Origin of the sequence: Methanobacterium spitsbergense (assembly GCF_019931065.1) — an archaeon.
GTDB classification, from domain to species: Archaea; Methanobacteriota; Methanobacteria; order Methanobacteriales; family Methanobacteriaceae; genus Methanobacterium_B; species Methanobacterium_B spitsbergense.
In genome coordinates this window covers 417,555-442,003 of sequence record NZ_JAIOUQ010000003.1, presented here as the reverse complement: position 1 = coordinate 442,003, position 24,449 = coordinate 417,555, and the positions used below count along the sequence as shown (strand labels likewise).

Annotated in this window: 23 protein-coding genes; 12 read left to right on the top strand and 11 right to left on the bottom strand. The window is 33.5% G+C overall.

Annotated features, from left to right (window positions below):
* Window positions 1-15: 15 nt before the first annotated feature.
* Together K8N75_RS03455 and K8N75_RS03450 are read right to left on the bottom strand one after the other, a co-directional pair.
* Window positions 16-666 carry a PHP domain-containing protein gene (locus K8N75_RS03455; protein WP_223790723.1) on the bottom strand — a complete coding sequence of 217 codons (651 nt, stop codon included), beginning with the start codon at window positions 664-666 and terminating at the stop codon, window positions 16-18.
* 61 nt (window positions 667-727) lie between these two features.
* On the bottom strand, window positions 728-1,810 hold the full coding sequence (locus K8N75_RS03450; RefSeq protein ID WP_223790722.1) for a DUF1786 domain-containing protein: 1,083 nt from the start codon (window positions 1,808-1,810) through the stop codon (window positions 728-730).
* Window positions 1,811-1,949: 139 nt separating this feature from the next.
* Here K8N75_RS03450 and K8N75_RS03445 point away from each other — a divergent pair, with 139 nt between their 5' ends.
* The 7 genes from K8N75_RS03445 (at window position 1,950) to K8N75_RS03415 (ending at window position 7,694) form a co-directional block, all read left to right on the top strand.
* Window positions 1,950-3,242, top strand: coding sequence for a TrpB-like pyridoxal phosphate-dependent enzyme (locus tag K8N75_RS03445; protein ID WP_223790721.1), 1,293 nt, complete (start codon window positions 1,950-1,952; stop codon window positions 3,240-3,242).
* Window positions 3,243-3,485: 243 nt separating this feature from the next.
* Window positions 3,486-4,706, top strand: a complete 1,221-nt coding sequence (locus K8N75_RS03440) for a bifunctional 5,6,7,8-tetrahydromethanopterin hydro-lyase/3-hexulose-6-phosphate synthase (RefSeq protein WP_223790720.1) — start codon at window positions 3,486-3,488, stop codon at window positions 4,704-4,706.
* A 183-nt stretch (window positions 4,707-4,889) separates the two neighbouring features.
* Window positions 4,890-5,480 carry a flavodoxin family protein gene (locus K8N75_RS03435; RefSeq protein ID WP_223790719.1) on the top strand — a complete coding sequence of 197 codons (591 nt, stop codon included), beginning with the start codon at window positions 4,890-4,892 and terminating at the stop codon, window positions 5,478-5,480.
* A 181-nt stretch (window positions 5,481-5,661) separates the two neighbouring features.
* Window positions 5,662-5,874: a 4Fe-4S binding protein gene (locus tag K8N75_RS03430; protein ID WP_223790718.1), complete on the top strand. Its 213-nt coding sequence runs from the start codon at window positions 5,662-5,664 to the stop codon at window positions 5,872-5,874.
* On the top strand, window positions 5,852-6,427 hold the full coding sequence (hisB, locus tag K8N75_RS03425) for an imidazoleglycerol-phosphate dehydratase HisB (RefSeq protein ID WP_223790717.1): 576 nt from the start codon (window positions 5,852-5,854) through the stop codon (window positions 6,425-6,427). The genes K8N75_RS03430 and hisB overlap by 23 nt, the downstream gene beginning before the upstream one ends.
* 27 nt (window positions 6,428-6,454) lie before the next feature.
* Window positions 6,455-6,925 carry a flavodoxin family protein gene (locus K8N75_RS03420; protein WP_223790716.1) on the top strand — a complete coding sequence of 157 codons (471 nt, stop codon included), beginning with the start codon at window positions 6,455-6,457 and terminating at the stop codon, window positions 6,923-6,925.
* Between the two features lie 67 nt (window positions 6,926-6,992).
* Window positions 6,993-7,694 carry an MBL fold metallo-hydrolase gene (locus K8N75_RS03415; RefSeq protein ID WP_223790715.1) on the top strand — a complete coding sequence of 234 codons (702 nt, stop codon included), beginning with the start codon at window positions 6,993-6,995 and terminating at the stop codon, window positions 7,692-7,694.
* Between the two features lie 5 nt (window positions 7,695-7,699).
* Here K8N75_RS03415 and K8N75_RS03410 read toward each other — a convergent pair whose 3' ends face one another.
* The 4 genes from K8N75_RS03410 to cfbB all read right to left on the bottom strand — a co-directional run bounded on the left by K8N75_RS03410 (window position 7,700) and on the right by cfbB (window position 12,524).
* A complete protein-coding gene (locus tag K8N75_RS03410; RefSeq protein WP_223790714.1) occupies window positions 7,700-8,917 on the bottom strand; it encodes an HD domain-containing protein in 1,218 nt (405 codons plus the stop codon).
* Between the two features lie 96 nt (window positions 8,918-9,013).
* Window positions 9,014-9,844: a F420-dependent methylenetetrahydromethanopterin dehydrogenase gene (locus K8N75_RS03405; RefSeq protein ID WP_223790713.1), complete on the bottom strand. Its 831-nt coding sequence runs from the start codon at window positions 9,842-9,844 to the stop codon at window positions 9,014-9,016.
* Between the two features lie 225 nt (window positions 9,845-10,069).
* Entirely contained in the window at window positions 10,070-11,140 is a 1,071-nt protein-coding gene (locus K8N75_RS03400) for a hypothetical protein (RefSeq protein ID WP_223790712.1), read from the bottom strand.
* A 31-nt stretch (window positions 11,141-11,171) separates the two neighbouring features.
* Complete coding sequence (gene cfbB, locus K8N75_RS03395) at window positions 11,172-12,524, bottom strand: Ni-sirohydrochlorin a,c-diamide synthase (RefSeq protein WP_223790711.1); 1,353 nt, start codon at window positions 12,522-12,524, stop codon at window positions 11,172-11,174.
* Window positions 12,525-12,628: 104 nt separating this feature from the next.
* Here cfbB and K8N75_RS03390 point away from each other — a divergent pair, with 104 nt between their 5' ends.
* Window positions 12,629-13,729 (top strand): helix-hairpin-helix domain-containing protein, encoded by a 1,101-nt coding sequence (locus tag K8N75_RS03390; RefSeq protein WP_338038020.1) that lies wholly within the window; start codon window positions 12,629-12,631, stop codon window positions 13,727-13,729.
* A gap of 88 nt (window positions 13,730-13,817) precedes the next feature.
* Here the strand turns inward: K8N75_RS03390 and K8N75_RS03385 are convergent, their stop codons facing one another.
* Together K8N75_RS03385 and K8N75_RS03380 are read right to left on the bottom strand one after the other, a co-directional pair.
* A complete protein-coding gene (locus K8N75_RS03385; RefSeq protein ID WP_223790709.1) occupies window positions 13,818-14,255 on the bottom strand; it encodes an AAA family ATPase in 438 nt (145 codons plus the stop codon).
* Window positions 14,252-15,037 (bottom strand): ParA family protein, encoded by a 786-nt coding sequence (locus tag K8N75_RS03380; protein WP_223790708.1) that lies wholly within the window; start codon window positions 15,035-15,037, stop codon window positions 14,252-14,254. Before K8N75_RS03380 ends, K8N75_RS03385 begins: the two co-directional genes overlap by 4 nt.
* A 239-nt stretch (window positions 15,038-15,276) precedes the next feature.
* Between K8N75_RS03380 and K8N75_RS03375 the strand changes: the two genes are divergently transcribed.
* Window positions 15,277-15,480 carry a hypothetical protein gene (locus K8N75_RS03375; protein ID WP_048192081.1) on the top strand — a complete coding sequence of 68 codons (204 nt, stop codon included), beginning with the start codon at window positions 15,277-15,279 and terminating at the stop codon, window positions 15,478-15,480.
* Window positions 15,481-15,577: 97 nt separating this feature from the next.
* Here K8N75_RS03375 and K8N75_RS03370 read toward each other — a convergent pair whose 3' ends face one another.
* Window positions 15,578-17,422: a threonine--tRNA ligase gene (locus K8N75_RS03370; RefSeq protein ID WP_223790707.1), complete on the bottom strand. Its 1,845-nt coding sequence runs from the start codon at window positions 17,420-17,422 to the stop codon at window positions 15,578-15,580.
* 462 nt (window positions 17,423-17,884) lie between these two features.
* Here K8N75_RS03370 and ilvD point away from each other — a divergent pair, with 462 nt between their 5' ends.
* The 3 genes from ilvD to argS all read left to right on the top strand — a co-directional run bounded on the left by ilvD (window position 17,885) and on the right by argS (window position 21,769).
* The gene (ilvD, locus tag K8N75_RS03365) at window positions 17,885-19,540 is read left to right on the top strand and encodes a dihydroxy-acid dehydratase (protein WP_223790706.1); all 1,656 of its coding nucleotides are present in this window, start codon (window positions 17,885-17,887) and stop codon (window positions 19,538-19,540) included.
* An 11-nt stretch (window positions 19,541-19,551) separates the two neighbouring features.
* Window positions 19,552-19,977, top strand: a complete 426-nt coding sequence (locus K8N75_RS03360; RefSeq protein WP_223790705.1) for a signal peptidase I — start codon at window positions 19,552-19,554, stop codon at window positions 19,975-19,977.
* Window positions 19,978-20,080: 103 nt separating this feature from the next.
* Window positions 20,081-21,769, top strand: a complete 1,689-nt coding sequence (gene argS / locus K8N75_RS03355; RefSeq protein ID WP_223790704.1) for an arginine--tRNA ligase — start codon at window positions 20,081-20,083, stop codon at window positions 21,767-21,769.
* 39 nt (window positions 21,770-21,808) lie between these two features.
* On the opposite strand, the gene argF is transcribed toward argS, so the two are convergent.
* Both argF and purD read right to left on the bottom strand, forming a co-directional pair.
* Window positions 21,809-22,714 (bottom strand): ornithine carbamoyltransferase, encoded by a 906-nt coding sequence (gene argF / locus K8N75_RS03350; RefSeq protein ID WP_223790703.1) that lies wholly within the window; start codon window positions 22,712-22,714, stop codon window positions 21,809-21,811.
* Window positions 22,715-23,027: 313 nt separating this feature from the next.
* Complete coding sequence (gene purD / locus K8N75_RS03345; RefSeq protein ID WP_223790702.1) at window positions 23,028-24,335, bottom strand: phosphoribosylamine--glycine ligase; 1,308 nt, start codon at window positions 24,333-24,335, stop codon at window positions 23,028-23,030.
* Between the last annotated feature and the right edge of the window lie 114 nt (window positions 24,336-24,449).

The window sequence follows — 24,449 nt, the reverse complement described above, 5'->3', positions numbered from 1 at the left end:
ATTTTCTGAATACTTTTAACCAATTCTCTTGATTTTTTTGTTAATAACTTCTTTCAAAATAAGTGGTAATGGGGTTCTATCACCAAATACATTAGTTTTTCCAGATAGAATCACTTCAATTATACTTTCATAGGTAAAATTAGCATCTAACTCTGTAACGCAACTTCCTATAGCCCCTAAAAAGTGAGCATCACTGGATCCTATTTCAGGGAGATTTCTTTTTTCTGCTAGATTTTTTGCACGCCAATTAGAATATCCGAAAACATATCTAGAATTAAGTGTTTCTATGGCATCTATATCCAGTTCTTTGACATTGTCACATAATCCTTCCCTGTAACTAACAAATGGATGTGCGGCTATTGCTATTCCACCTAGTTCTCTAATTGTTTCAACAGTTTCTTCTGGAGATAATCCCTGTTGAACATCTTCTTTTATTCCCAATGCCACAATATGCCCTTTATTTGAGCTTATTTCCATTGCAGGCACAACAACAAAGTCTTTATAGTTTCTTGCCTCTTCAATTGTAGCAAATGACCCTTTAATCGTGTTGTGATCTGCTACTGCTATCGCGTCCAAACCTATAGATCTTGCTTTTTTAACTATATCCCTCGGGGATGCAGTAGAATCACTGGAGTAGGTACTGTGTATGTGTGGATCGAGTATCATGATTCATCCTTTGATTTATTGAAATAAATGTTTAAATTAAATGCAATAGTATTTATTTGTATTAATCTGTATGTCTTGACATTATTGCTTTAATAAGTCCTACTGGACCAGCCATCATTACATCCCCTGCAGGAGCCGCATAATGAACTTTCATGCCAGTTTTCTGCAGTATTCCTCTCATTGGTCCTGTTGCAACTACGCATTCAATATTATCCATTGGAGCAGTAGTCCAGGCACCATGACCACCATCATCATGAACTTCATTATGAGTTATTGTTCCATCAATAAGTTTTTCAATGAGATATTTGATTTTTTCAGGATCTAGTGATTTTGTATGGTGCTCAAAAACACCAATTATTTTTCCATTATCAAATGCAGCAGCAAGGGTATGTCCATTCCCTATATCAATAGCAATATAACTATTTAACTCTTTAACAATAGGATCACACGTAGCACCGCATATTGATGCAAACTTTGAATCCATAATAATTGGTTTATAACCCTTTAAAGTGTTTAAAACACCATTCATTCTGGTGAAATATTCTGGAACCATATCATAATAAGCAAATTCTTCAGGATACCTTGGAACATTAAGTTTTTCTTTTATTTTCATGAATCGAAAGTTCCGATCTCCTACTCCTTCCAGATATCCATGATCTTGGATTGCAATACCAATGCAATCAAAATCCAATTTTACTTCAAATTTGGATAATGACTCTTTTATTGAATCTAAATCTATATCTTTGAGTTCCACCCTTCCAAGTTCCGGATGATGTTCTCTTTCAGATACAATTTCTATACCTAATGACTTTACACGTTTTAAATCATCTCGAACCGTCCGCGCAGCATTTTCAGTCATAAGAACTTTGTATCCTCTTTTAATATGATTTTCTATAGCTTTATTAACAGGACCTCCACCCATGGTATTACCATTAATTAAAATATCATTGTGGTGTTTTCGAATCCTTTTTGCAAGTATCTTGGTTGGTGAGGGCATAACCATTTTTATAGAATTTTCTATTGGATAATCTGTATCATAAAACATTATATCCTGTGTTCCAACTCCAACATCAACAGCTAGTATATTCATATAAATATATTTGTTGTTTATCCTATTAAATTCTCTAGAATTGATAATGTACATATGTGGACAACAAAGATTTAAATAATACATTAAAAATAGATTTAGTACAACTTAAACTTAAGGTACATTAGGTAGTTTAAGAATAATAATTGGTTAAAACCATAATTTGAATGATTAAATATCATGGATAGGTGATTGAATGTATAAAATAACACTTCCAGAAAAGGACACTCCAAAAAAATGGTATAATATAGTTGCAGATCTACCTGTGGAACTCCCTGCATCCTCACAAACTAAAGAGGGACAACAACTTGAAAATTTACCAAAAATATTTTCCAAGTATGTTCTTGAGCAAGAAATGTCACAGGAAAGATGGATAGATATCCCAAAAGAAATTAGAAACGTATACAAGCAGGTAGGACGGCCTACTCCGCTTTTTAGAGCAACGGGACTTGAAAAGTATTTAGATACACCCGCAAAGATATACTACAAACGTGAAGATATGTCTCCTGTTGGCAGCCACAAATTAAACACAGCGATTGCCCAGGCATATTATGCTAAAAAAGCTGGTGCTGAAAGATTAACAACCGAAACAGGAGCCGGACAATGGGGATCTGCATTATCTCTCGCATGTTCACTTTTAGGGCTCGAATGTACAGTTTATATGGTAAATGTTTCATTCAAACAAAAACCATATCGTAAAACAGTAATGCATCTTTACAACGGAGAAGTTATACCATCACCAAGTGATAGAACAGATTTCGGTAGGAAAATACTTAAAGAAGACCCAAATCATCCAGGATCCCTTGGAATCGCAATATCTGAAGCTATTGAAGATGCATTAACTGATGAAAAAGTATTTTATACCCTCGGAAGTGTTTTAAACCATGTACTTCTCCATCAAACAGTAATTGGTCTAGAGGCCAAGAAACAATTCGAACTTATAGATGAAACCCCCGATGTATTAGTGGGATGCGTGGGAGGAGGAAGTAACTTTGGTGGAGCAGCATTCCCCTTCATGAAAGATAAAATTTCAGGAGACCTAGACTGTGAGTTCCTAGCTGCAGAACCTTCATCATGCCCAACACTAACACAAGGAGAATACAGATATGATTATGGAGACACAGCTGGTTTAACTCCACTAATGAAAATGTACACCCTTGGACATGACTTTGTACCTCCATCAGTTCATGCAGGCGGTTTACGATATCATGGAATGGCACCGTTGGTTGCTTTATTGGTTAATCAAGGTCTTATAGAGGGAAGAACAGTAAATCAGACAGAAATATTTAAAACAGGCAAAATATTTGCAAATACTGAAGGAGTTATACCTGCTCCAGAAACATGTCATGCTATAAAAGTAGGAATAGATGAAGCTTTGAAGTGTAAAAAGACAGGAGAAGAGAAAAATATTTTAATATCATTCTCAGGTCATGGATTACTCGATCTTCAAGGATATGACGATTTCATAGAAGGACATTTAACACAATAGTCTTTCCACATCCTATATTTTTTTTTATTTAATATGAATAAGTTTTTAATTGGGTTGGTAAGCCTCATTACTTTTTTTATTGTTTATTTAAGATTCATTAAACAAATATAACTCAATCATGTAAAAAATAAATCATCAATCATCATAAAATAAAATTCTAAGTATTTTAAAAAATATTTGAAATATTTATTTATATGATCTGATCCATAAGATTAATTAGACTAATAATGGAGGATAATAATTATGTATCAAATAGGTGAAGCCTTAATAGGAAATGGCAATGAAATCGCTCACGTTGATTTAATAATTGGAGATAAAAATGGTCCTGTCGGGGCTGCATTCGTAAATAATATGGCCGATATGTCAATAGGACACACACCACTTTTATCTGTAATAAGACCAAATTTGTTGACCAAACCCGCAACACTAATAGTACCAAAAGTAACTGTAAGAGATTTAGAGGATGCTGACAAAATATTTGGACCTGCTCAAACAGCAGTAGGTCGCGCTGTAGCAGATGCTGTTGCTGAAGGATTAATTCCAAAAGAAGATGTTGAAGATCTTGTTATTATTGCAGGGGTGTTTATACATCCTGGTGCTGAAAATTACCGTAAAATCTACCAGTACAATTACGGTGCAACCAAACTCGCAATACAAAGAGCAATGGAAGGTTATCCGTCTGTTAAAAAGGTTTTAGCAGAAAAAGACCGTGGAACACATCCTGTAATGGGATTCAAAGTAACAAGATTGTGGAGCCCCCCATATTTACAAGTTGCACTTGACTTAGATAACATGGAAGAGATGGAACGCATAATAAATACACTTCCAAACAGAGAAAGAATACTCATTGAGGCTGGAACACCACTTGTCAAGAAATTCGGCGTTGGAATCATTGGAAAGATCAGAGAGCTTAAAAATGATGCATTTATCATTGCAGATCTTAAAACACTCGATGTGGGTAGAATTGAAGTTAAAATGGCTGCAGATGAAACTGCAGATGCCATAGCAATTTCTGGACTTGGAACAATTGAATCAATAGAAAAAGCTATTCACGAAGCTCAGAAACAAGGAATATATTCTATTCTTGACATGATGAATGTTGACAATATCGTTGCAAAACTCGAAGGACTCGAATATAAACCAGATATTGTACTACTCCACAGAAATGTTGATCTTGAAACAATGCAATCTGAAAGAGGAGAAAAACTAGCAGAAGTCACTGAATGGGGAAATATTAACCAGATCAAAGAGTTACTTGGTAAAGGAAAACTGGTTGCAGTTGCAGGTGGTGTAACTCCAGATCGTGTTGATAAGGCCCTCGATAGCAAAGCAGACATAATTGTTGTTGGTCGATATATTATTGGTTCAAGGGATGTGCGCCGTTCAGCTCAAGACTTTTTAGACCGCATGCCACAGGATCCTGATACCATGCGTTTAGCAATGGATGAAGACGAATCAATCTAAGAATAAATATGGGGGGTTTTTATTATTCCCTCATTTTCTAATTTTTTTTGACTTTTAACTTTTTATGGCTTTTTTTTTGATTATTCCTTAATAAACATAAATTTTATTATTTAAATGTCCAATATTAATTATAGATTAATTCTTCAACTTAACATTACCCATTCATGGAAGGTGTCAATTAAAATGATATTGGGAATATGTGGTAGTCCTAGAAAACAGGCAACAGAATATGTTTTAAAAGAATCATTAAAAATGCTGGAAGAAAAAGGTTTTGAAACTGAATTTTTTGGTTTGAGAGGAAAAACCATTAACCCTTGCAGACATTGCGATTATTGCATGAGAAAAAAAGAATGTATTGTTAAAGATGATATGCAGGACCTTTATCCCTTGATCATAGAGGCCAAAGGCATTATAATGGCTACACCAATTTACAACGGAGGATTAAGTGCACAATTAAAAGCAGTGATGGATCGATGCAGAGCATTAGGTGCAGTTAACTTTGATTTCATGCGTTTTAAAGTAGGAATGGGCATTTCTGTTGGTGGAGATCGTATTGGTGGTCAAGAACTTGCAATGCAGCAAATATTAACATTTTACATATTAACAGGTGCTATTCCTATCAGTGGTGGGGCGTATGGGGCAAATATGGGAGCTAACTTCTGGTCACAGGATACGTTAGAAGGTGTGAAAAAAGATGATCAGGGTTTTAAAAGTCTTCGAAAAACTATAAAGAGATTCTCTTACTTTATAGATAAATTTGAAATGAAAGAATAAAATTGATATAATTATGATCATCAAATGTAATGTGTTATAACTTGGAACTTAAAAGTTATAACTTATAATTGGATAAGAGTATTTATCATCAGAATGTTTAAAAAATGGTTTTAAATCAAATTTTCCAATATTAAAAAATACTTGTTATAAGTTAAAAGTTATAAGTTATAAGGTAATAAAAATGAAGATCGTAGTTGACAAAGATAAGTGCACTGGTTGTGGAATATGTAAAGAAGCTTGCCCCAAAGGAGCAAAAATTTGGGATATAAATGAGAAAGCTATGGCCACGAATTTAGAATACTGCCATTTATGTACAATATGTGCAGGAAAATGTCCAGAACAAGCTATACAGGTTATTAGAGATGAGGGAAATGAGAAAACAAAAAATGATTAGAAAAACTTCTGAAACAGACATTAAAATATTATTAGATCTAGATGGTGAAGGAAAATTTAATGTTGAAACGGGTATAGAATTCTTCGATCACATGCTAGACTCATTTGCAAAGCATGGCCGTTTTGATTTAGAAGTGGAAGCAAAAGGAGATATTGGTGTCGATGATCATCACACAGTGGAAGATGTGGGTATATTACTTGGAGAAGTATTTAATAAAGCGATTGGGGACAAAAAAGGGATTAAACGGATGGCACATGCAATAGTACCAATGGATGATGCTTTAGCAACCGTTGCATTAGATATTAGTGGAAGAAATTATTCTGTGTTGAATTTTAAATTTAAAAAAGCGAAGGTGGGAGATTTAAGTACAGAAAACATTGGACACTTCTTTGCATCATTTGCAAATTCTGCAAAAATAAACATTAATGCTAAAGTAGAAGGAGAAAACGACCACCACAAAATAGAAGCCCTTTTTAAGTCATTTGCTCAAGCACTCAAAGAAGCATCGATGATAGAACATGATTCTATTCCAAGCACAAAGGGAATTTTATAATTGATATGAATTTATGGAGGTATATTATTGAAAACATTGATTGCATGTTATTCATATTCAGGACACACCCTTAAAGTTGCAAAAAAACTGCAAAAGAAAATAAATGCAGATTTAACGGAAATAAAAACTGAAAATGATAAATGGTATCTTTTTAAAATTTGGGACTCATTTCGAGCAAATAAAGTCCCTATAAAAAATTGCACTACTGATCTGATGAACTATGATGGTCTTATTTTGTGTTGCCCTGTTTGGGCAGGAAGAACTCCAGCAGCAATCAATCAATATTTATATGAACTTAAAAATGTAAAGGATAAACAATTTGCAGTCTTTGTGACTTCAGAAGGGAATAAATCACAAAAAGCCACTATTCAAATGCGTGAATACTTAGATGCTCAAGGAATGCAATTTGTTGGACAGATGAAATTGTGGACAAAAGATATTGATAATGGAAAATGTAGTGAAATATTTAATATTTTCTCAATGAAGTTTATTAATTAAAAAATTATGATTTAGTTATATAAATTAATTAAACTTCTTGTTTGATAAAATATTTCAGGAATGTAAAATGACAAAAAAAGTTCCCATTTTAAAAAATGAAAATGGAAAGACTATTATTCAAACAGTGAGTAAGTCTAGTTCAACACCCACTAACTCATTTATTATAATTTCTTCTACAGGAACTGTTATTGTTGCTGATCCTACTTCAATGCCTACCCAAGAAGAGCTGGATCTAAATCCCGATGCTGTGGTCATTACTCATTCACATTCAGACCATATAGATCCAAAATTTATTGAAACAATAAAATGTAAAAAATCAATTGGAACCGTTGAAAGATTTGATGTTAAAGATATTCATATTTACAGCATTCCTTCATCACATCGGGGAAATAAAATTAATTATAACAATCCCAATAATGTTATCTATGTTTTAGAGGTTGATGGGCTTAAAATTGCACATATGGGAGATATAGGCCAAGATCATATGACAATAAAACAAATAGAATCCCTTGGAAAGATCGATATTGCATTGATGCAATTTTCAAACCCTTTTTCAGGAATGTTTAATTCAGATAAAGGATATACATTGATAGAAGAGATAAAACCACAATTAATCATTCCTACACATTCTAATCCGCGGTCTACACGTAAAATCGCCAAAATATTAGGCAAACTGGAAGTTGTGGAAAATTTCCTTTCCGTTAACACAGAAAGTCTCAAAAACAAGAATAGAAGAGTAGTATGGATGAAAAACACTTTAAATTACTGAACTTATTAAAAATCTTTGATTTTGAATGATTTTTCTTTAAAGTAATTAAATATTCTACCAAAATCTATTCCTGATACTTTTTTTGTTTTAAAATCTTCATATATATTTTTTCTTCCTTCTTCGAGATGTTTTGATGTTATTCCATGTTTAATTGAAAAATCTGCTTCTATAAATGCTGCTAATTTATCACATGCCTTAATGAGTTTCCCATCAAGGGGGTGGAATTTATTTTTATTGTATTTACCATTTAATTCTTTGAATTTAATTCCTTTATGGATATTATCGTTTATTTTAATCTTATTTTCAAATTCATCTTGTGTGAAGTATCTCATTTCTTCCCTCCAAGAAACCGGTAAAAGTGGTAGAAGACGGGGTTTCATTTGATTTTCTTCATATTCCTTGATAATATCTTCTAAACCTTCGACATACCCCTTTACAGGTGAAATAATATCTTTTGTAAGTACTTCAGGTAGATCATGGAATAGTCCAGTAAAAAAATTGTTATAAAGTCGTTTTTTGCAAGAATTATTCTCAAGCGAGAAAAGATAAGATGTTATTGCAACTATATACATATGTCCTAAAACAGAGGTTTTCGGAAGTCGAGGTGAATGTGCCCATCTTTCCTGAAAACGTAGCTGTCCACAAAGGTCTATAAATCCAAAAGACTTTTTCTCTAATGAAAGCTTTTGAACTCCAATTAAATCAAAGTGATCTTCAATTTGATTCTCGATAGCCTCTTTGGTTTCTTCTATACCATAAATAAATGGAGATGTATGATAAATGATCCTGAATTCCCAGTTTGTAGCCATATAATGTGCTGCTTTAAGAATCTTCTTTTCTAATTGTGCATATTTAGAATCAAATAAATATCTTTCGAAATTTTCTTTGAATTCTCGGCTTAATCCATTCATATCACTTTCTAACAATTTAAGAACATGTTTATTGAGGGATTCGCCTTTTTCTTCCATCATTTTATGAAAAACGGGTGGTTTAATATCAGTTAATATTGTTCTATGCAAAAATTCGAATATTCCTCCCTCTATAAGATTCTGCCAGTTTATTTCAGCATTTCTATCCTTCTCTTCAAAGTTGGCTATGACATATGCTATAACCATCTTATGGGCTTGTTTATCTAATTCAGTTAATTCAACAGGCCGGATATGATCATTCCATCTATTCATACTTGCTGATTCATAAAATCTTTCGATCAGATTCTCTATCATAAATAACACCTGAAAAAAAATATTTACTCCTATCAAAAAAAAATACTTAATTAAAAAAAACAAAAAATTAACGACCCGGAGGTCGTTGGTTTTAAATTATTCTGGTTTTTCCATTAAAACAGATTTGGACAATGTCTGGCCTTTTCCACCGTGAGGTGTCCTTACAACTGTGTTGTTAGCCTTTTCAATATCCCTTGCTTCTGAAGCTAATTTAGCAGCTACACCTATCATTTCGTGTGCTGAAGCTACGAGAGGTATGTACTTTTCAGCAGCTTTGGTCATGAAACAAGCTTCTACATCTATGTCAGCTACTTTGGTTGCAATTTCGTATGCAGCCATTGCTTTTGCTTTTGCGTATGGGCTTGCAAACTGTGCAGCTTCAACAGCTTTATCCCGGGATATAACAACTTTTGGAAGTTCTAGAGTTTCTCCAGCTTCAACAGCATTTACTGCATCGTCTATTGTATTCTGGACTACTCTGTATGCTCCGGTTAATGCTAATACTTTTATCACATCGGAGTTGAATGATGCCATTTCAGTTGGGTCAAGGAATTCTCTCCTTGCTCCAATCATTGGGTCTGCTTTAACGATGATGTAACCTAATCCTTGTTCATCCATTTCGTCTTTGGATCTTAATCCTGGAGCATCACCAATAATGATTGCAGGAACGTCTGCAGCAGATAATAATTCTCTTGCTTTAGCAGGGCCTGGTGCACCTGGGTTTGGGCTTATAAATACAACGAAGTCTCTGTCCATTTCTAACATTAACGGTACAGCTTTTTCGATTTCTTCTGGGTTCATCTTAGCCCCAGAGCCTATTACACAAGTATCTATGTTGGGTCTATCAGCCCTCTCATCTAGTAATAAGTCAATTACTGGAGAGGTACCTATATTACCGCATTTAATGATTCCTATTTTTACAACCATTTTATCACCAAAGTTGCTATTCAAATGATCAAATAAGTATTTTTTGATTTAATTTTTATGGCTAAGCTTTTATATGTGTATGAAAGGATGATATAAAGATAACCTAGTAAAAAGTATATTAGATACAAATAAGTGATAATCCTATAATATATTAAGTTTTGATTCTAATTACATATTAAAACAGTGTAAAAATATATAATTTTAGGAATATTGAGTTTTATTCAATTATCTGAATTCTGATCGTGCATTCCAAATTTTATTAAAACTACTTACTCCACTACCACTTATTTTTTCATGTTCAAAATTATTTATAATTTTTACAACATTTGAAATTGCCTTATTCGCATTTTTAACCAACCATTCACCTTTTGGACTGTTTAAGTGATCACATGCAGAAGCAATATTGTCAATTTCAGTCACTTTAATTCCAAGTTCGTGTGCTAAATCTACACTTGAATGAGCCCTGTGAAATCCAGCTATCTTGATTGATGGAACAGATAAAACCCCTGCTTCAATTGTTAAACCCATTCCTGCACCATATATAAGTCCTGATGAAGCCTTAATAAGACTTGGAATCTCGATGTAACCATCTAAAACCATTAATTTTTGAGATGTCACAAATTTTTTTACAAATTCTGCACTGAATCTGAATGGAATTATTATAACCTCCTTGTTAATGAGTTCTACTTGTTTGATAATTTTAGGAATATCTTCACCTTTCACATCTCCCCCAAACACAAGAACCATAAAATCATCAACACCATAACGGGTTTTAAGTGAATTTTGATCCTCAATAGTCATTTCACTAACATATGCCGCCATTGGGTAACCACCAATTACATGAACATTTTTCAATCCATATTTTTCAACTACAAATTTTTTATAACTCTCTGATGGGACTGTAATCAGATTTGAAAATGCTATCATTTCAATGGGATTGTAAATATCCTGTTCAATATGTAAATTTGGTATTCTAAGTATTTTTGATGCGGATATGCCCTTTCTTACATCACCAGCATTACCGCATGTCATCAATAGGTCAATTTTTTTCCCTTTGAGGGAATTAACTACACTAAAAATATCTTTTAATACAAGGGATGCGATCTTTGTATTGGATCTCTTTTTTGCTCCTTGTCCCCTACTCTGCCCTATAGAATGTACTTCTGAACAATATTTACCAAGTAATTCGTTAACTCCATGACCATGGGTCAAACCAATAATTTCAGCATCAAGCTGTTTTATTATGGGTATGAATGCCTTTGCAGGTGCCATTTCTGCTATAACTGCGATACGCATTTTGATCCTCCAAACTTTTTTAAAAATATATTTATTCATGCAAATATGCATTTGTTGTGAAGTTTAACCCGAATTGTGTGCAGGCAGCAACATGAGTATGTACATAACTTGCAACAGTATTGTTTTCCATTAATCCATCCTGAGATCCAAAAATACCCTTTCCTCTTATTATCTTAAATGCAAATTTAGGTTTGGCATTTCCAATATCCACTTTAGAATAATGGAATTCATGACCCCTAAAAGATTCTCCTTTTTTGAGAATGATATTATCCCTTTGTGCTTCAGATATAACATAGCTCAATGCCTGAACATTCTTAGTCATTGTTGAGGGATAATTAAAAACATTACACATATCTCTATTGTTTATTGACTTGGACAAGTACATAAGCCCTCCACATTCAGCATAAATTGGATTTCCTTCATTATGAAACTTTAAAATAGATTTTCGCATTGATTGATTAGATTCAAGTTCATTTGCAAATATTTCAGGATAGCCGCCACCAATATATATTCCATCAACATCAGGAAGTTCCTCATCATGCAGTGGACTGAATGGAATAATATCTGCATTATTTGCTTCAAGTGCTTCTAAATTTTCACGATAATAAAATGTGAAAACCTCATCCATTGCAACCCCGATTTTTACTTTGTTTCGGTTTCCTTCATCCCACAAAGGTGCTCTTCCACTAGATAATTTTCCAGATCCCTTCATTATTGATATTAATGCATCAAGATCAATATTATCTGCCATTACATCTCCCCATTTCTCAATGGATTGGAGAATATTTTGACGTTCTATGGCAGGCACAAGACCCAAATGGCGTTCTTCTACCTTTATTGAATCATTACGAGATATTCCTCCAATAACTGTAGTGTCTGCAAGTTTTTCAACAGCTTCCTTTGTTTTGAGATAATGTTTCCTGTTTTTAATATAGTTAAGTATGACTCCTTCAATTTTAATGCTAGGATCAAGGGTTTTAAATCCAATTACAATTGCTGCTGCACTTTTTACAAGACTTCTTGAGTTTAAAATAAGAATTACCGGAGCATTAAGTGCTTTAGCAATCGAAGCTGTGCTCCCAACATCATTTAAAGAACTTATGCCTTCATAAAGACCTCTAACGCCTTCTACTATTCCAAAATCAGCGTTTGAAATCTTCATTGCTCTTTGAAATCCTTCTCTTATTTGATCTTCTGACATGAAAAATGAATCTAGATTTCTAGAAATGTTTCCTGTAGCAAGGCCATGATATGTAGGATCTATATAATCTGGACCTGCTTTAAAAGGCTGTATATCATATTCATTCGACAAAGCCCTCATTATTCCCGTTGAAATGGTTGTTTTACCAACAGCACTTCCTGTTCCTGCAATAACGGCTCTCATACTAATTAGTGATCCATGATCTTATTATAATGTTTTGATTTATTATAAGAAATTTTAATTAATATCATAATCATATCATGAGATCAATGAATAGGGTAAAAAAGATGGTAATTTTGGGTGATAGTGCAAGGTATGATCTTTGTAACTATGGTAACTACAACCCAGATAATTTTCTTTCAGGAAAGTTACCAGGCATATATAATGCAACAGCAGGAAATGGTGTTTGTATTCCTCTATTTAAAGTTCTTATGACCAATAAATGTTCAAATGATTGCCGATACTGTGTTAATCATGGTGGTCATAAATTTAATAGAGTTGAATTTACCCCTAATGAGCTCACATCTACTTTTCTTGATTACTACAACAACAGATTAGTTGAAGGTTTATTCTTGAGTTCTGGTATCCCTAGAGATGCAGATTTTTCTATGGAGAATATGGTGGAAGTAGCAAGAAAACTTAGAATGGAACATGAATACAATGGATATATCCATTTGAAAATTTTACCTGGGACCTCTTATGATTTACTTAAACGTGCCATGAGCCTTGCAGATAGAGTGAGTGTTAATATAGAAGCAGCTACTCCTGATGGATTTGAAGAATTATCAACTACCAAAACATTCAATAACGATATTTTAAGGCGGATGAAATGGATACAAAGGCTAATGAAAAAGGATGAAAATCTCGCACCTTCCGGACAATCCACGCAGTTTATTGTAGGGGCCACTGATGAAACAGATACTGAAATATTAAAACGAGCAAATTGGCTTCAGAAAAAATTAGATATTAAAAGAAGTTATTTCAGCCCTTTTAATTCTATGAAAAACACACCTTTAGAAAATCATTCTGAACCACATCCTAAAAGAACTTCAAGATTATATCAAGCTGATCATTTAATCCAATCTTATGGTTTTGATCTTGATGAACTTGTGTTTGAGGAAGATGGTAATATGAAGTTGGATTTAGATCCAAAATATTCAGCCGCTCTTTCTAAAATGGAAATGTTTCCTGTTGAAATTAATTCTGCATCATATAAAGATCTTCTCAGAGTTCCAGGAATAGGTAAAATATCTGCTAGAAGGATAATCGAATCTAGAAAACGAAATATTTCTTTTAAAAGTATGGAAGACTTGAAAAAAATGGGTGTAAGTATAGGTAGGGCTGAAACATTTGTTAAATTAAAAAGTTCTTACCAATCAACTCTTTAATTTTGAAATAAATCCTTACTAAAAGTTAATAGTTTTACTTATAAGTTATAATTGAGAAACTTATAAGTTATAACTTATAACTAAATTATTATATTTCCTTTTCTTCAAATACTTCCCAAAGATCAGGGTATTTATTTTTAACGGCTTCTTCTATAAGAGCTGAAGCTTCTTTACTTATACTGAACTCAGGTTTAGTTTTTTTTAATAATCTTAAAACTGCAGCCGACTTAGCGGACCAGAGAGATATTCTAGGATTTTTATGAACTTCCAATATTACATTCTTTACCAATGTATCATCAACAGAAGATTTTTTTTCTGAATGATTAGTTGTTGTATTTGTTGTTTTTTTATCTTTTTTTGTTGATTTTGAAGTTTTGTTTTTATTCTTTCTTATATTCTTAGAATTAGGCTTATTTAATTCTGTTTTCTTTAATTTGTTATCAGCCTCATCTACATCATTAAATTCTGGTCTTATTAATGCATCCAACCCTCTCCCAAGGGCACTTTCCTTTTTCCTAGCAGTCATTTATTGCCCTCCGAACCATCCCTACTAATAATTTCTTTTGCTAAATTTAGGTATGCATGTGAACCACTAGATTCATCATCATAGATTATACAAGGTTTACCATGGCTTGGTGCTTCTGCTAATGTAACATTTCTGGGGATTGTTGTTTTAAAAATGTACTCGGTAGCTCCAAAGTACTCTTTGACGTTGTTATAGACATCCCTTCCAAGTCTTGTCCTAGAATCATATAATGTCAGAAGAATACCTTTTATAGGTGATGGGCTTTTCAGTCTTGTTTCAACCAGTTGAATTGCTTCCAAAAGATCAGCCATACCCTCCAATGCATAGAATTCTGCCTGTATGGGTATTATAACACTATCTGCTGCAACAAGGCAATTTATTGTTAGTATACCCAAAGAAGGAGGTACATCGATAAAAATATAATCATAGCCTTCAGAAACTCCTTCCATTGCCAGGTCAAGTATTGTGTGATAGCCAACCTCTTTACTCAATTCAATCTCTGCACCACTTAATGCAATGTTACTTGGAATAACATCTAGACCTAGAATTTCTGTATCAAGAACAGCATCTTGTAAAGTACTTTCACCAGTTAAAACAGAATATATAGTACGTGTGACTTCATTCTTTTCGATTCCAAAACCAGTTGTTGCATTACCTTGTGGATCCATATCTACAACTAAAACCTTCTTACCATAAATTGCAAGAGCTGCTGCAAGATTCACAGCAGTTGTTGTTTTACCACAACCACCCTTTTGATTAAGTATTGCTATTATTTCTGCCATAATGTCTTCCTCCATTATTTGTTATAAGTTCTAAATTATAACTTATAACTTATAATATAAAAATATTTTTATAAATTTGATATTTTAGCAATATTAATTAAGAAAATATCCAATTTCAGATTCTGAGTATTTCTGGTCAAGTTTATTTAATAATTGATGTTGACAGTTAGTATGACAAGTATTACCATTCATTGGAAAATTATATTAAATAACATATACATAGTTAATTTTGGTGCAATATGTCCGATGAAAAAATCTGTATTAAATGTGAAGAATGTGGGTTCGTCAGAGATTTGAAGGGAGAAACTAAACCTATTGAAAAGGGATCTTACAATAGACTCCGTTCAGGCAATACGAGAAGGAATATAAAAGAAGAACCCGTTGAATCTCAAGGTACTTGTCCTGAATGTGGATGTATAGATTATGTAATAATATTGAAATGAAAGTTAATATTAATAATAATTATTAATACAAAAAACTTAGATTTACCATCAAATAATATTTTATTTTGTTGTTTGAACATGAACATTTAAAAAAAAATTAAAAACTAACTCTATTAGCTAGTTTTATAGGTAAGGGCAGTTTCCTGAATGGCATTCCTACCGTTTCTTCATGAATTTTATTAACAAGATCATCAATTTCCATTAAGATCTTCTTATTAGTTTCACGGATATTAACTGTCAGTGCGCCTCCTTCAAGTTCTCTGTCTCCTATGACAATTACATATGGAGCCCATTCTCCTCCTGCATTTCTAATTTTTTTACCAACTGTTTCGTGTCTGTCGTCAATATCCACCCTTATGTTTTGGTCTCTTATCTGCTTAGCTAGTTCTTCTGATCTTTCTATATGCCTTTCAGCTATTGGAATTATTCTTACTTGCGTAGGTGTAAGCCATATTGGTAACATTGGAGGTTTTTCCTTTTTATCAACTGCACTTTTCTCTAGTAAACTACATATAACCCTTTCAATACTTCCTGTAGGACTGCAGTGGATTATAATTGGATTTATTTCTTCTTCTTCTTGATTGATATAAGTAATTCCGAATCTTTCCCCACTTTCCACGTCTATCTGAATTGTAGGATTTTCAATAGGCCTTCCAAGATAATCAATAGCTGCAAAGTCCATTTTAGCATTCCAATAATGTTTTCTCTCTGGTAAAATTTCGAGTAACACAGGTTTACCAATTTTATCTGAAGCAGAATAAACCCAATCCTTGTTTTCTTCTAAAAAGCTCTTTGTTGCCCTCATAATAACCTCGTAATTCACACCAAGATCAATCCCGGTCTGTTTGCACATTGCTATCTGGCCATCAAATTCTTTCATTGACTGGTTTATATCTGCGCAAACTGTATGGAGGTCTGGCATTGTAAATCCTCGAAGTCTTTTAAGACCAACAACTTCTCCCTTTTTCTCTAAACGGAAACTGTAGGTTGAAAGTTCGTATATACCAATTGGAAGGTTTTTCCACGTTAAGAACGAATCTGAAAGTACTCTGAAAGCCCCAAAACAACATGCATATCTGAGCATGAGTTGTTTATTTTTGGTACCCATACGGTACTGGCGCTCCCCAAACTTTTCAGCATGTACCCTTATTGCATCATCCGAAAGATCGTACATTATGGGAGTTTCAACAGGCATTGCTCCCCTTTCAGTAACTAAATTATAAACATACTCAGATAGAAGATCCCTTATAAGTCTGCCTTTAGGATACCATCTCAGATGACCAATATCAGCAGAAGGCTCATAGTCCGCTAATTTCTTTTCTCTCATTAGTTTTACATGTGGAGGTTCTTCACCTGATGATTCCAATCTTCCAAGTTCGTAATCAACGAGTTTTTTAAGATCATTTTCTTCATAGTTGAATTCATCAACATCAATGATTTCACCTCCTGTAAGAATGTAGAATACAGATTTTTCAGATTCAGATTTTTTATCATCATCAGATACTTCCTTATCTACTTTTTCAGCAGTTATGGTTCTTGAAAGTTCTGAAAGAGGATGACCCTTGCAAGATATTTCAAATGATTTGTACCATCCAAATGGAACCCTCTTGACATTCAAGCCCAATTTTTCCAGCCCAATTTCCATATTAGTAAGTATTTTTTTTGCTGCATCTGGAGTACTTAAAGATGAACTTAAATGTGCATATGGATATATGGCCACAGTTTTCGCGCCTACCTTTCCAAATACATCATTTATTTCATTAATGGCATTTTCTACCACTGTTTCCATATCTACTTCGTCTTCCTTTTCTACTGCTGTGAAGACAACTAAAGCATTTTCATAAACGCCTTCTTTTTTGTTATCTTCTATTTTTTCTGCTATCCTGGTTTTAGACTTTGTTTTATATTTCAAATAATCAGAGTGAATTAAAAGTATTCTCATTATACCACCTTATCTCTCGATAAAATTTGTTATTATCTGGATGTTATTTCTACTAGATTTATTTCATGACAAAAATATAACATTAATTTATTTGAATTAATATTAAACAATATCTTATTGAATAATTGTATTCATAATATACTTCGACATATTGAATATTATTCTAATTAAATAAATAATCAGATACTTCATTTAAAACAATAATAATCCAAATAATCAATGCAACCTTTTATAAAGGTCAATGAATTGAATAATTCCACTTTCAAATCCTGTTTTTGATTAATTTACTTCCACATAGTTTCTATATTATAAACTATTAAAATGGAAATGATAATTATAAATGCTCTGTTAATTCTATATAAATATAATATTTGAGTAAATAATAGTAAAATAATAACATTGAAATATATTTAATATAAAAATTTCTAAATTTATTTTAAATAGTTTATTCATGGTGATGAAATGAGAAGTGATACTATTAAAAAGGGTTTTCAAAGAGCACCTCACAGATCCCTTTTGAGAGCATGTGGAGTAACAGACGAAGAAATGGATCGTCCGTTTATAGGTGTTGCAAACAGTTTCACAGACATAGTTCCCGGCCATATACATCTTAATACAGTGGCAGAAGCCGTTAAAACAGGAATAAATAATGCCGGAGGAGTGGCATTTGAATTTAATACTATGGCTATTTGTGATGGAATTGCAATGAATCATGAAGGTATGCGTTATTCTTTAGCTTCGAGGGAAATTGTTGCAGATACAGTCGAAAGTGTAGCCATGGCTCACCAGTTTGATGGGCTTGTGTTGATTCCTACTTGTGACAAAATAGTCCCAGGCATGCTTATGGCTGCTGCCAGGTTAGACATACCCTCCATAGTTGTTACGGGTGGCCCCATGCTTCCCGGAGAGTTTAAAGGTAAATCTGTTGATTTAATAAATGTTTATGAAGCAGTTGGAGCTGTTTCAGCAGGTAAAATGAGTAAAGAAGATTTACTTGAACTCGAACAATGCGCATGTCCTGGACCAGGTTCCTGTGCAGGTCTTTTTACAGCAAATACCATGGCATGCATTACTGAAGCTATTGGAATGAGTTTACCATATTGTGCAACTACACATGCAGTTGCAGGGAAAAAGATAAGAATAGCTAGAGAATCTGGAGAACAGATATTAAATTTAATTAAAAATGATATAACCCCTTCAAAGATAATGACTCAAAGTGCTTTTGAAAATGCTGTGGCTGTCGATATGGCACTTGGAGGTTCCTCTAATACAACATTACATGTGCCTGCAATAGCTAATGAGCTTTCAGAGAAAGGGATAGCAGTTGATCTTAATCTCTTCGATGAATTTAGTAAAAAAATCCCTCATATAACCTCTATAAGTCCTGCAGGAGTTCATAGTATGCTAGATTTAGATAAGGCCGGAGGAATACCTGGAGTTCTAAAGGTTTTGGAAACTAAACTAGATATGGAAGTTCTTACATGCACTGGTGGTTCTCTTAAAGAAAATATCAAAGATGCAAAAGTTCTGGATGAAAACGTGATAAAATCTCTCGATAATCCAATACATCCCGAAGGAGGGATTGCAGTTCTAAAGGGGAATTTAGCACCAAAAGGATCTGTAATTAAACAAGGTGCTGTTGATCCTGATATGATGAAGCATGAAGGCCCTGCAAAGGTTTATAACAGTGAAGAAGATTGTGTTGAATCCATCTTTAAAGGAGAAATTATCGAAGGAGATGTGATTGTAATCCGTTATGAAGGCCCCAAGGGAGGCCCAGGAATGAGAGAAATGTTGAATCCTACTTCCGCAATATCAGGAATGGAAATAAAGTCTGTTGCACTTATTACAGATGGTAGATTCTCAGGAGGGACGCGTGGACCCTGTGTTGGCCATGTATCCCCTGAAGCAATGGCAGATGGCCCATTAGCAGCTGTGAAAAATGGAGATATTATTAAAATAGATATTCCCAATAGAATCTTGGAATTCGATGTTACTGAAGCAGAGATAAAGAAAAGAATTAAAGAAGCTATTAAACCGGATCGGAATATTAAAGGATGCCTTGCAAGATATATGAAATTAGCCACATCAGCAGATGAGGGAGCAGTTTTAAGATAGGAGTGCATAAAATGTCTAATACCCGGGAAATATTAAGTTACGTGGCAATAATTATCATAGGAATAATTTTAGCGCAACATATGAATGTCGTGGTCTCTGGAAGTATGGAACCTGTCTTTTATAGAGGAGACGTTGTTGTAATAGAGAAAACAGATTTTTTAGGTATACAAGAAATTAATCCAGACGATCTGAAGATCGGAGATATAGTCATCTACAGGGCCACTTGGTTCCCAGAACCAGTTATACATAGAATTATAGCAACAGGAACTGATTCAAATGGAACTCCATATTATACAACTAAGGGAGATAACAATCCAGTTCAAGATCCTGCGCCTGTTTATCATGACCAAGTAATGGCTAAAGTAATCAGTTTCGGCAATACTCCATTTGTAATCCCAAAAGTAGGATATATAACCCTTTGGATAAGAGGTTTATAATAATTATCCTTATAAATTGCATTAGGGGAAAAATAACCCTAATCAACTTTTTATTATTAGAACAGATTTATTTAACATGTTATACTAATCTTAGGTGAATTTTATGTACAGAATTTTAATGTTAGAATCAATTAAATCGCTTGAAGAAGCTATCAGTACTCTTGGTTGGGAAGTTCCAGAAGACATTCGAATTGAAGAACCACCGAACTCTAATTTAGGAGATGTTGCAAGTTCAGTTTCATTTCAACTTGCCAAAAACCTTAAAAGGGCCCCAATGGACATTACCAACGATATCCTTGGTGTTCTGAAGACTCCAAATATTTTTAGAAAGGTTGATTCTAAAGGACCATATATCAACTTCTTTGTTGATAATGATAAATTCTCAGAAATTGTTTTGAATTCCATTAATGAAGATTATGGAAAACTTCAAGATAAAAATATGAAAATAATCCTTGAACATACATCTGCCAATCCAAATGGGCCACTACACATAGGACATATAAGAAATTCTATAATTGGAGATTCTCTTGCACGGGTTTTGAAATCAGCAGGATACGATGTAGAAACACAGTACTATGTAAATGATATGGGAAGACAAATTGCTATGATTGTCTGGGGAATTTTAAACCATGTTTATCAGATGGATCCCAATGGAAAGCCAGATCATGAAATTGGAAAACTATACTTCCAAGTTAATGAAAAACTTAGAGCAGATCCTGATCTCAAAGTTGAGGTAAGTGCTTTACTAAAACGATATGAAAAGGGTGGCGATGATGAACTTGAAAAACACTTTGAAAATGTTGTTAAAGAGTGCCTTAAGGGTATATCTTCTACATCTGCTAGACTCAATGTGGAGCATGATGCGTTTATATGGGAGAGCCGGTTCATTAAAAATGGTAGTGTTGCAAAAATATTAAAATTTCTTGATCCATACACAAAGAAGAATGAAGTTGTCTATATGGACTTGAATGAATATGGTATTGAGAAAGAACTAATACTCATACGTTCAGATGGAACTTCACTTTATTCCACAAGAGATCTTGCATATCATTTTGAAAAATCTAAAAAATCTGATCTTTCAATAGATGTGCTTGGTTCTGATCATAAGTTAGCAATTGATCAGTTGAACATACCCCTTGAACTCCTCGGTGCTAAAAAACCTGAAGTAATATTTTATGAATTTATTACTCTTCCAGAAGGATCAATGTCAACTAGAAGGGGAGTCTTCATAAGTGTCGATGATTTAATGGAAGAAGCTGTTATAAGGGCCATGAAAGAAATTGAAAAAAGAAGAAGTGATCTTGATGAATCTGAACGCTTGAAAATTGCTGAGCAAGTTGGAATAGGCGCAATTAGATATTTCATAGCCAGATTATCACCTGAAAAACATATAATTTTCAAATGGGATGAAGCTTTGAGTTTTGAACGTGGTTGTGCATCAATACAGTATTCTCATGCCAGAGCATGCAAACTTTTAGAGAAAGCTAACTACAAGAAAAAGGAATTAGATGAGATTATAGATTTAAATCTTGAACATCCATTTGAAATTGATCTCATAAAGATTATATCTAAATTTCCATTTGTTATAGAAGAGTCTGCTAGGATAAATAGAGTTCATAACATTGCACAATACTCACAAGATCTTGCAGGTGCATTCAACAAATTCTACAAGTCAGTCCCAGTAATTGGATCAGATAAAGAAGATTTAAGACTTTTAATAGTAGACAAATCTCGAATTACAATACAAAATTGTCTTAAGCTAATGGGAATTGAAGCTCCACAATCTATGTAGATGGAATATTAATTAGAAAAAAATGAATTTATTATATATTCATTTATTTAAGAGTTTGAAAAGTATGGCCGTTTCTACATGCATCCTATTTTCTGCCTGATCCCAAATAACAGATTGGGAACTTTTCATTACTTCATCTGTAATTTCTTGACCCCTAATAGCAGGAAGACAATGCATTACTATGGCATCAGGTTTGGCATGTTTCAAAAGTTCCATGTTAACTTGATAATCATTCAGATCAATCAAACGTTGCAATTTTTCAGCTTCGTCACCCATACTAACCCAAACATCTGTATAAATAACATCTGCATCTTTAACTCCATCAGGAACATTACTAGTTATCTCAATATTTGAACCTGTTTCTTCAGCGTACATTAACGCTTTTTCAAATATTTCTTGGTCTGGTTCATATCCAGCAGGGCATATTACTGTCAAATCCATACCAACAAGAGCACATGTAAGTAAAAGTGAATTGCAAACATTGTTTCCATCCCCTAAATATGCCATTTTAACTTGGTAACTATTTTTATGTTCAAAAATAGTAAATATGTCTGTTAATGACTGACATGGATGTTCTTTATCAGTTAAACCATTAATAACAGGAACATTCGAGTTTTGTGCGAAGAGAAGTACATCTTCGTGTTTGATGGCTCTTATCATAACCCCATCTACATATCTGGATAATACATTAGCAGTGTCCTCAATGATCTCTCCACGACCTAATTGCATGTCCGAAGCCGATAGATAAAGAGGGTTACCTCCAAGGTGTAACATTGCCACTTCAAATGATATCCTGGTCCTTGTTGATGCTTTTTCAAATATCATTGCAAGGGTCTTATTTTTTAAAGGTTTTTTACCATATGGATCCTCTTTAAAATTCCCTGCCAATTCTAGTATTTCAAATATATCCTTCTTAGCATCAGTGACCGATAAAAGATGTTTCATTAATTATCCTCCAAAACTGAAGTTCTCTGTAAGAATTAAATTATCTTATTCCAATATTACTTAAATTTAACTGTACAATTTGAAAATCTAGGTTATTTTTGACCAATTCCATTAAAAACTTATTTTATCGTGCCAATTCCTCTTATTTTCATGACTATAATCTAATTTATAATATGTGAAAACAATCCATCCTAATATTTTACTAGTTATATTTTATTGTTAATTTCTAGAATGTACTTATTTGTTAAATTTTTATTAGAATTTTTGTAAGTTCCAGTTTTATTTGTTTAATCCTCAAAATTTAATAGTTAAATTATGATCTGAGCATATTCATGTGTTTGATTCTCTTTTCAATGAGTTTAGCAGTTCCAACATCTCTCCTATGATAAACCTCACCTTTAACATATTTTGTAACATTTTCACATATTTCTTCTGCTTCTGATATTGTATTTCCAATCCCAACAAGCCCAAGTGCCCTTGATGCAGATGTAAATATTTTATCATCCTTTTGATTCACTGCAGCGTAATAAACAAGTGCACCTTCTTGATTTATTTTAGATTCATTTACATTTATTATCTGCCCAGCTTTTCCTGTTTCAGGATAACCTTGAGGCACCATATACTTACATACAGTCGCTTTTCTTTTAAAATCAGCTGATTTTAAATTTCCATCGACTATATTCTCACATAATTCAACAAAATCTGTTTTTAGAAGAGGTAGAACATTCATGGCCTCGGGGTCCCCAAATCTTGCATTATATTCCACAAGTTTCGGTCCATCTTTACATAACATAAACTGACCATATAAAATACCCTTGTACGGTCCAACTTCTTTTTTTATTGCATTAACTGTATCTTGCATTATCTTGACCGATTCTTGATAATTTTTTCTATCTAGAAATGGAAGTAAACCGTCTTTATCAGAATAAGATCCCATTCCTCCAGTAATTGGACCCTGATCACCTTCATAAGCATGAGGATGATCTTGGGCAGCAGGCATTGGTACGACTTTGTCTCCATCAACAAAAGCCTGTACAGTGAATTCTTCACCAATTAATCTTTCCTCGATTACCACTTGAGCATAACCGCTGATTTTGTTCTCTATTATTTCTTTTACATATCTCTTAGCAGCTTCACCATCTTCAAGATGTTCTCCAACAATTTTAACACCCTTGCCCCCGGTTAGTCCAACAGGCTTTACTACTACGTCTTGACCAAATTCATCAATGAAATCTCCAGTATCCTCCACACTATCGAAAACTTTGTAAACAATAGACCCCCCAATTTTATGAGTATCAAATAGATCCCTCATAAATGCCTTATCAGTCTCGATCCTTGCAGCTTCTTTAGTTGGACCTACACATCCTATTCCTGCTGCCTGAAGTTCGTCTACAATTCCCATTTCAAGGGGTGCCTCTGGACCAATTATTGCTATGTCAATTTTATTATCCAAAGCATATTTCTTAACTCCAATCAAATCTTTCTCACTTGAAATTTGGAATTTTGATATCCGAGATATTCCCGGGTTTCTATTGCTCATGATAGAATATAATTCGGCGTCTTTCACCGCGTTACAAATTGCATGTTCCCTTGCTCCAGTTCCTACTACAAGAATCTTCATGTTACTCCTCCTTGCCTAAATCTATAATCCCCTACACTTATAAAAATGATTGACACCTTGAGAATACCAATATAAAATAGTTTACTTCATGGCCAATACACCCAATAGTACCAA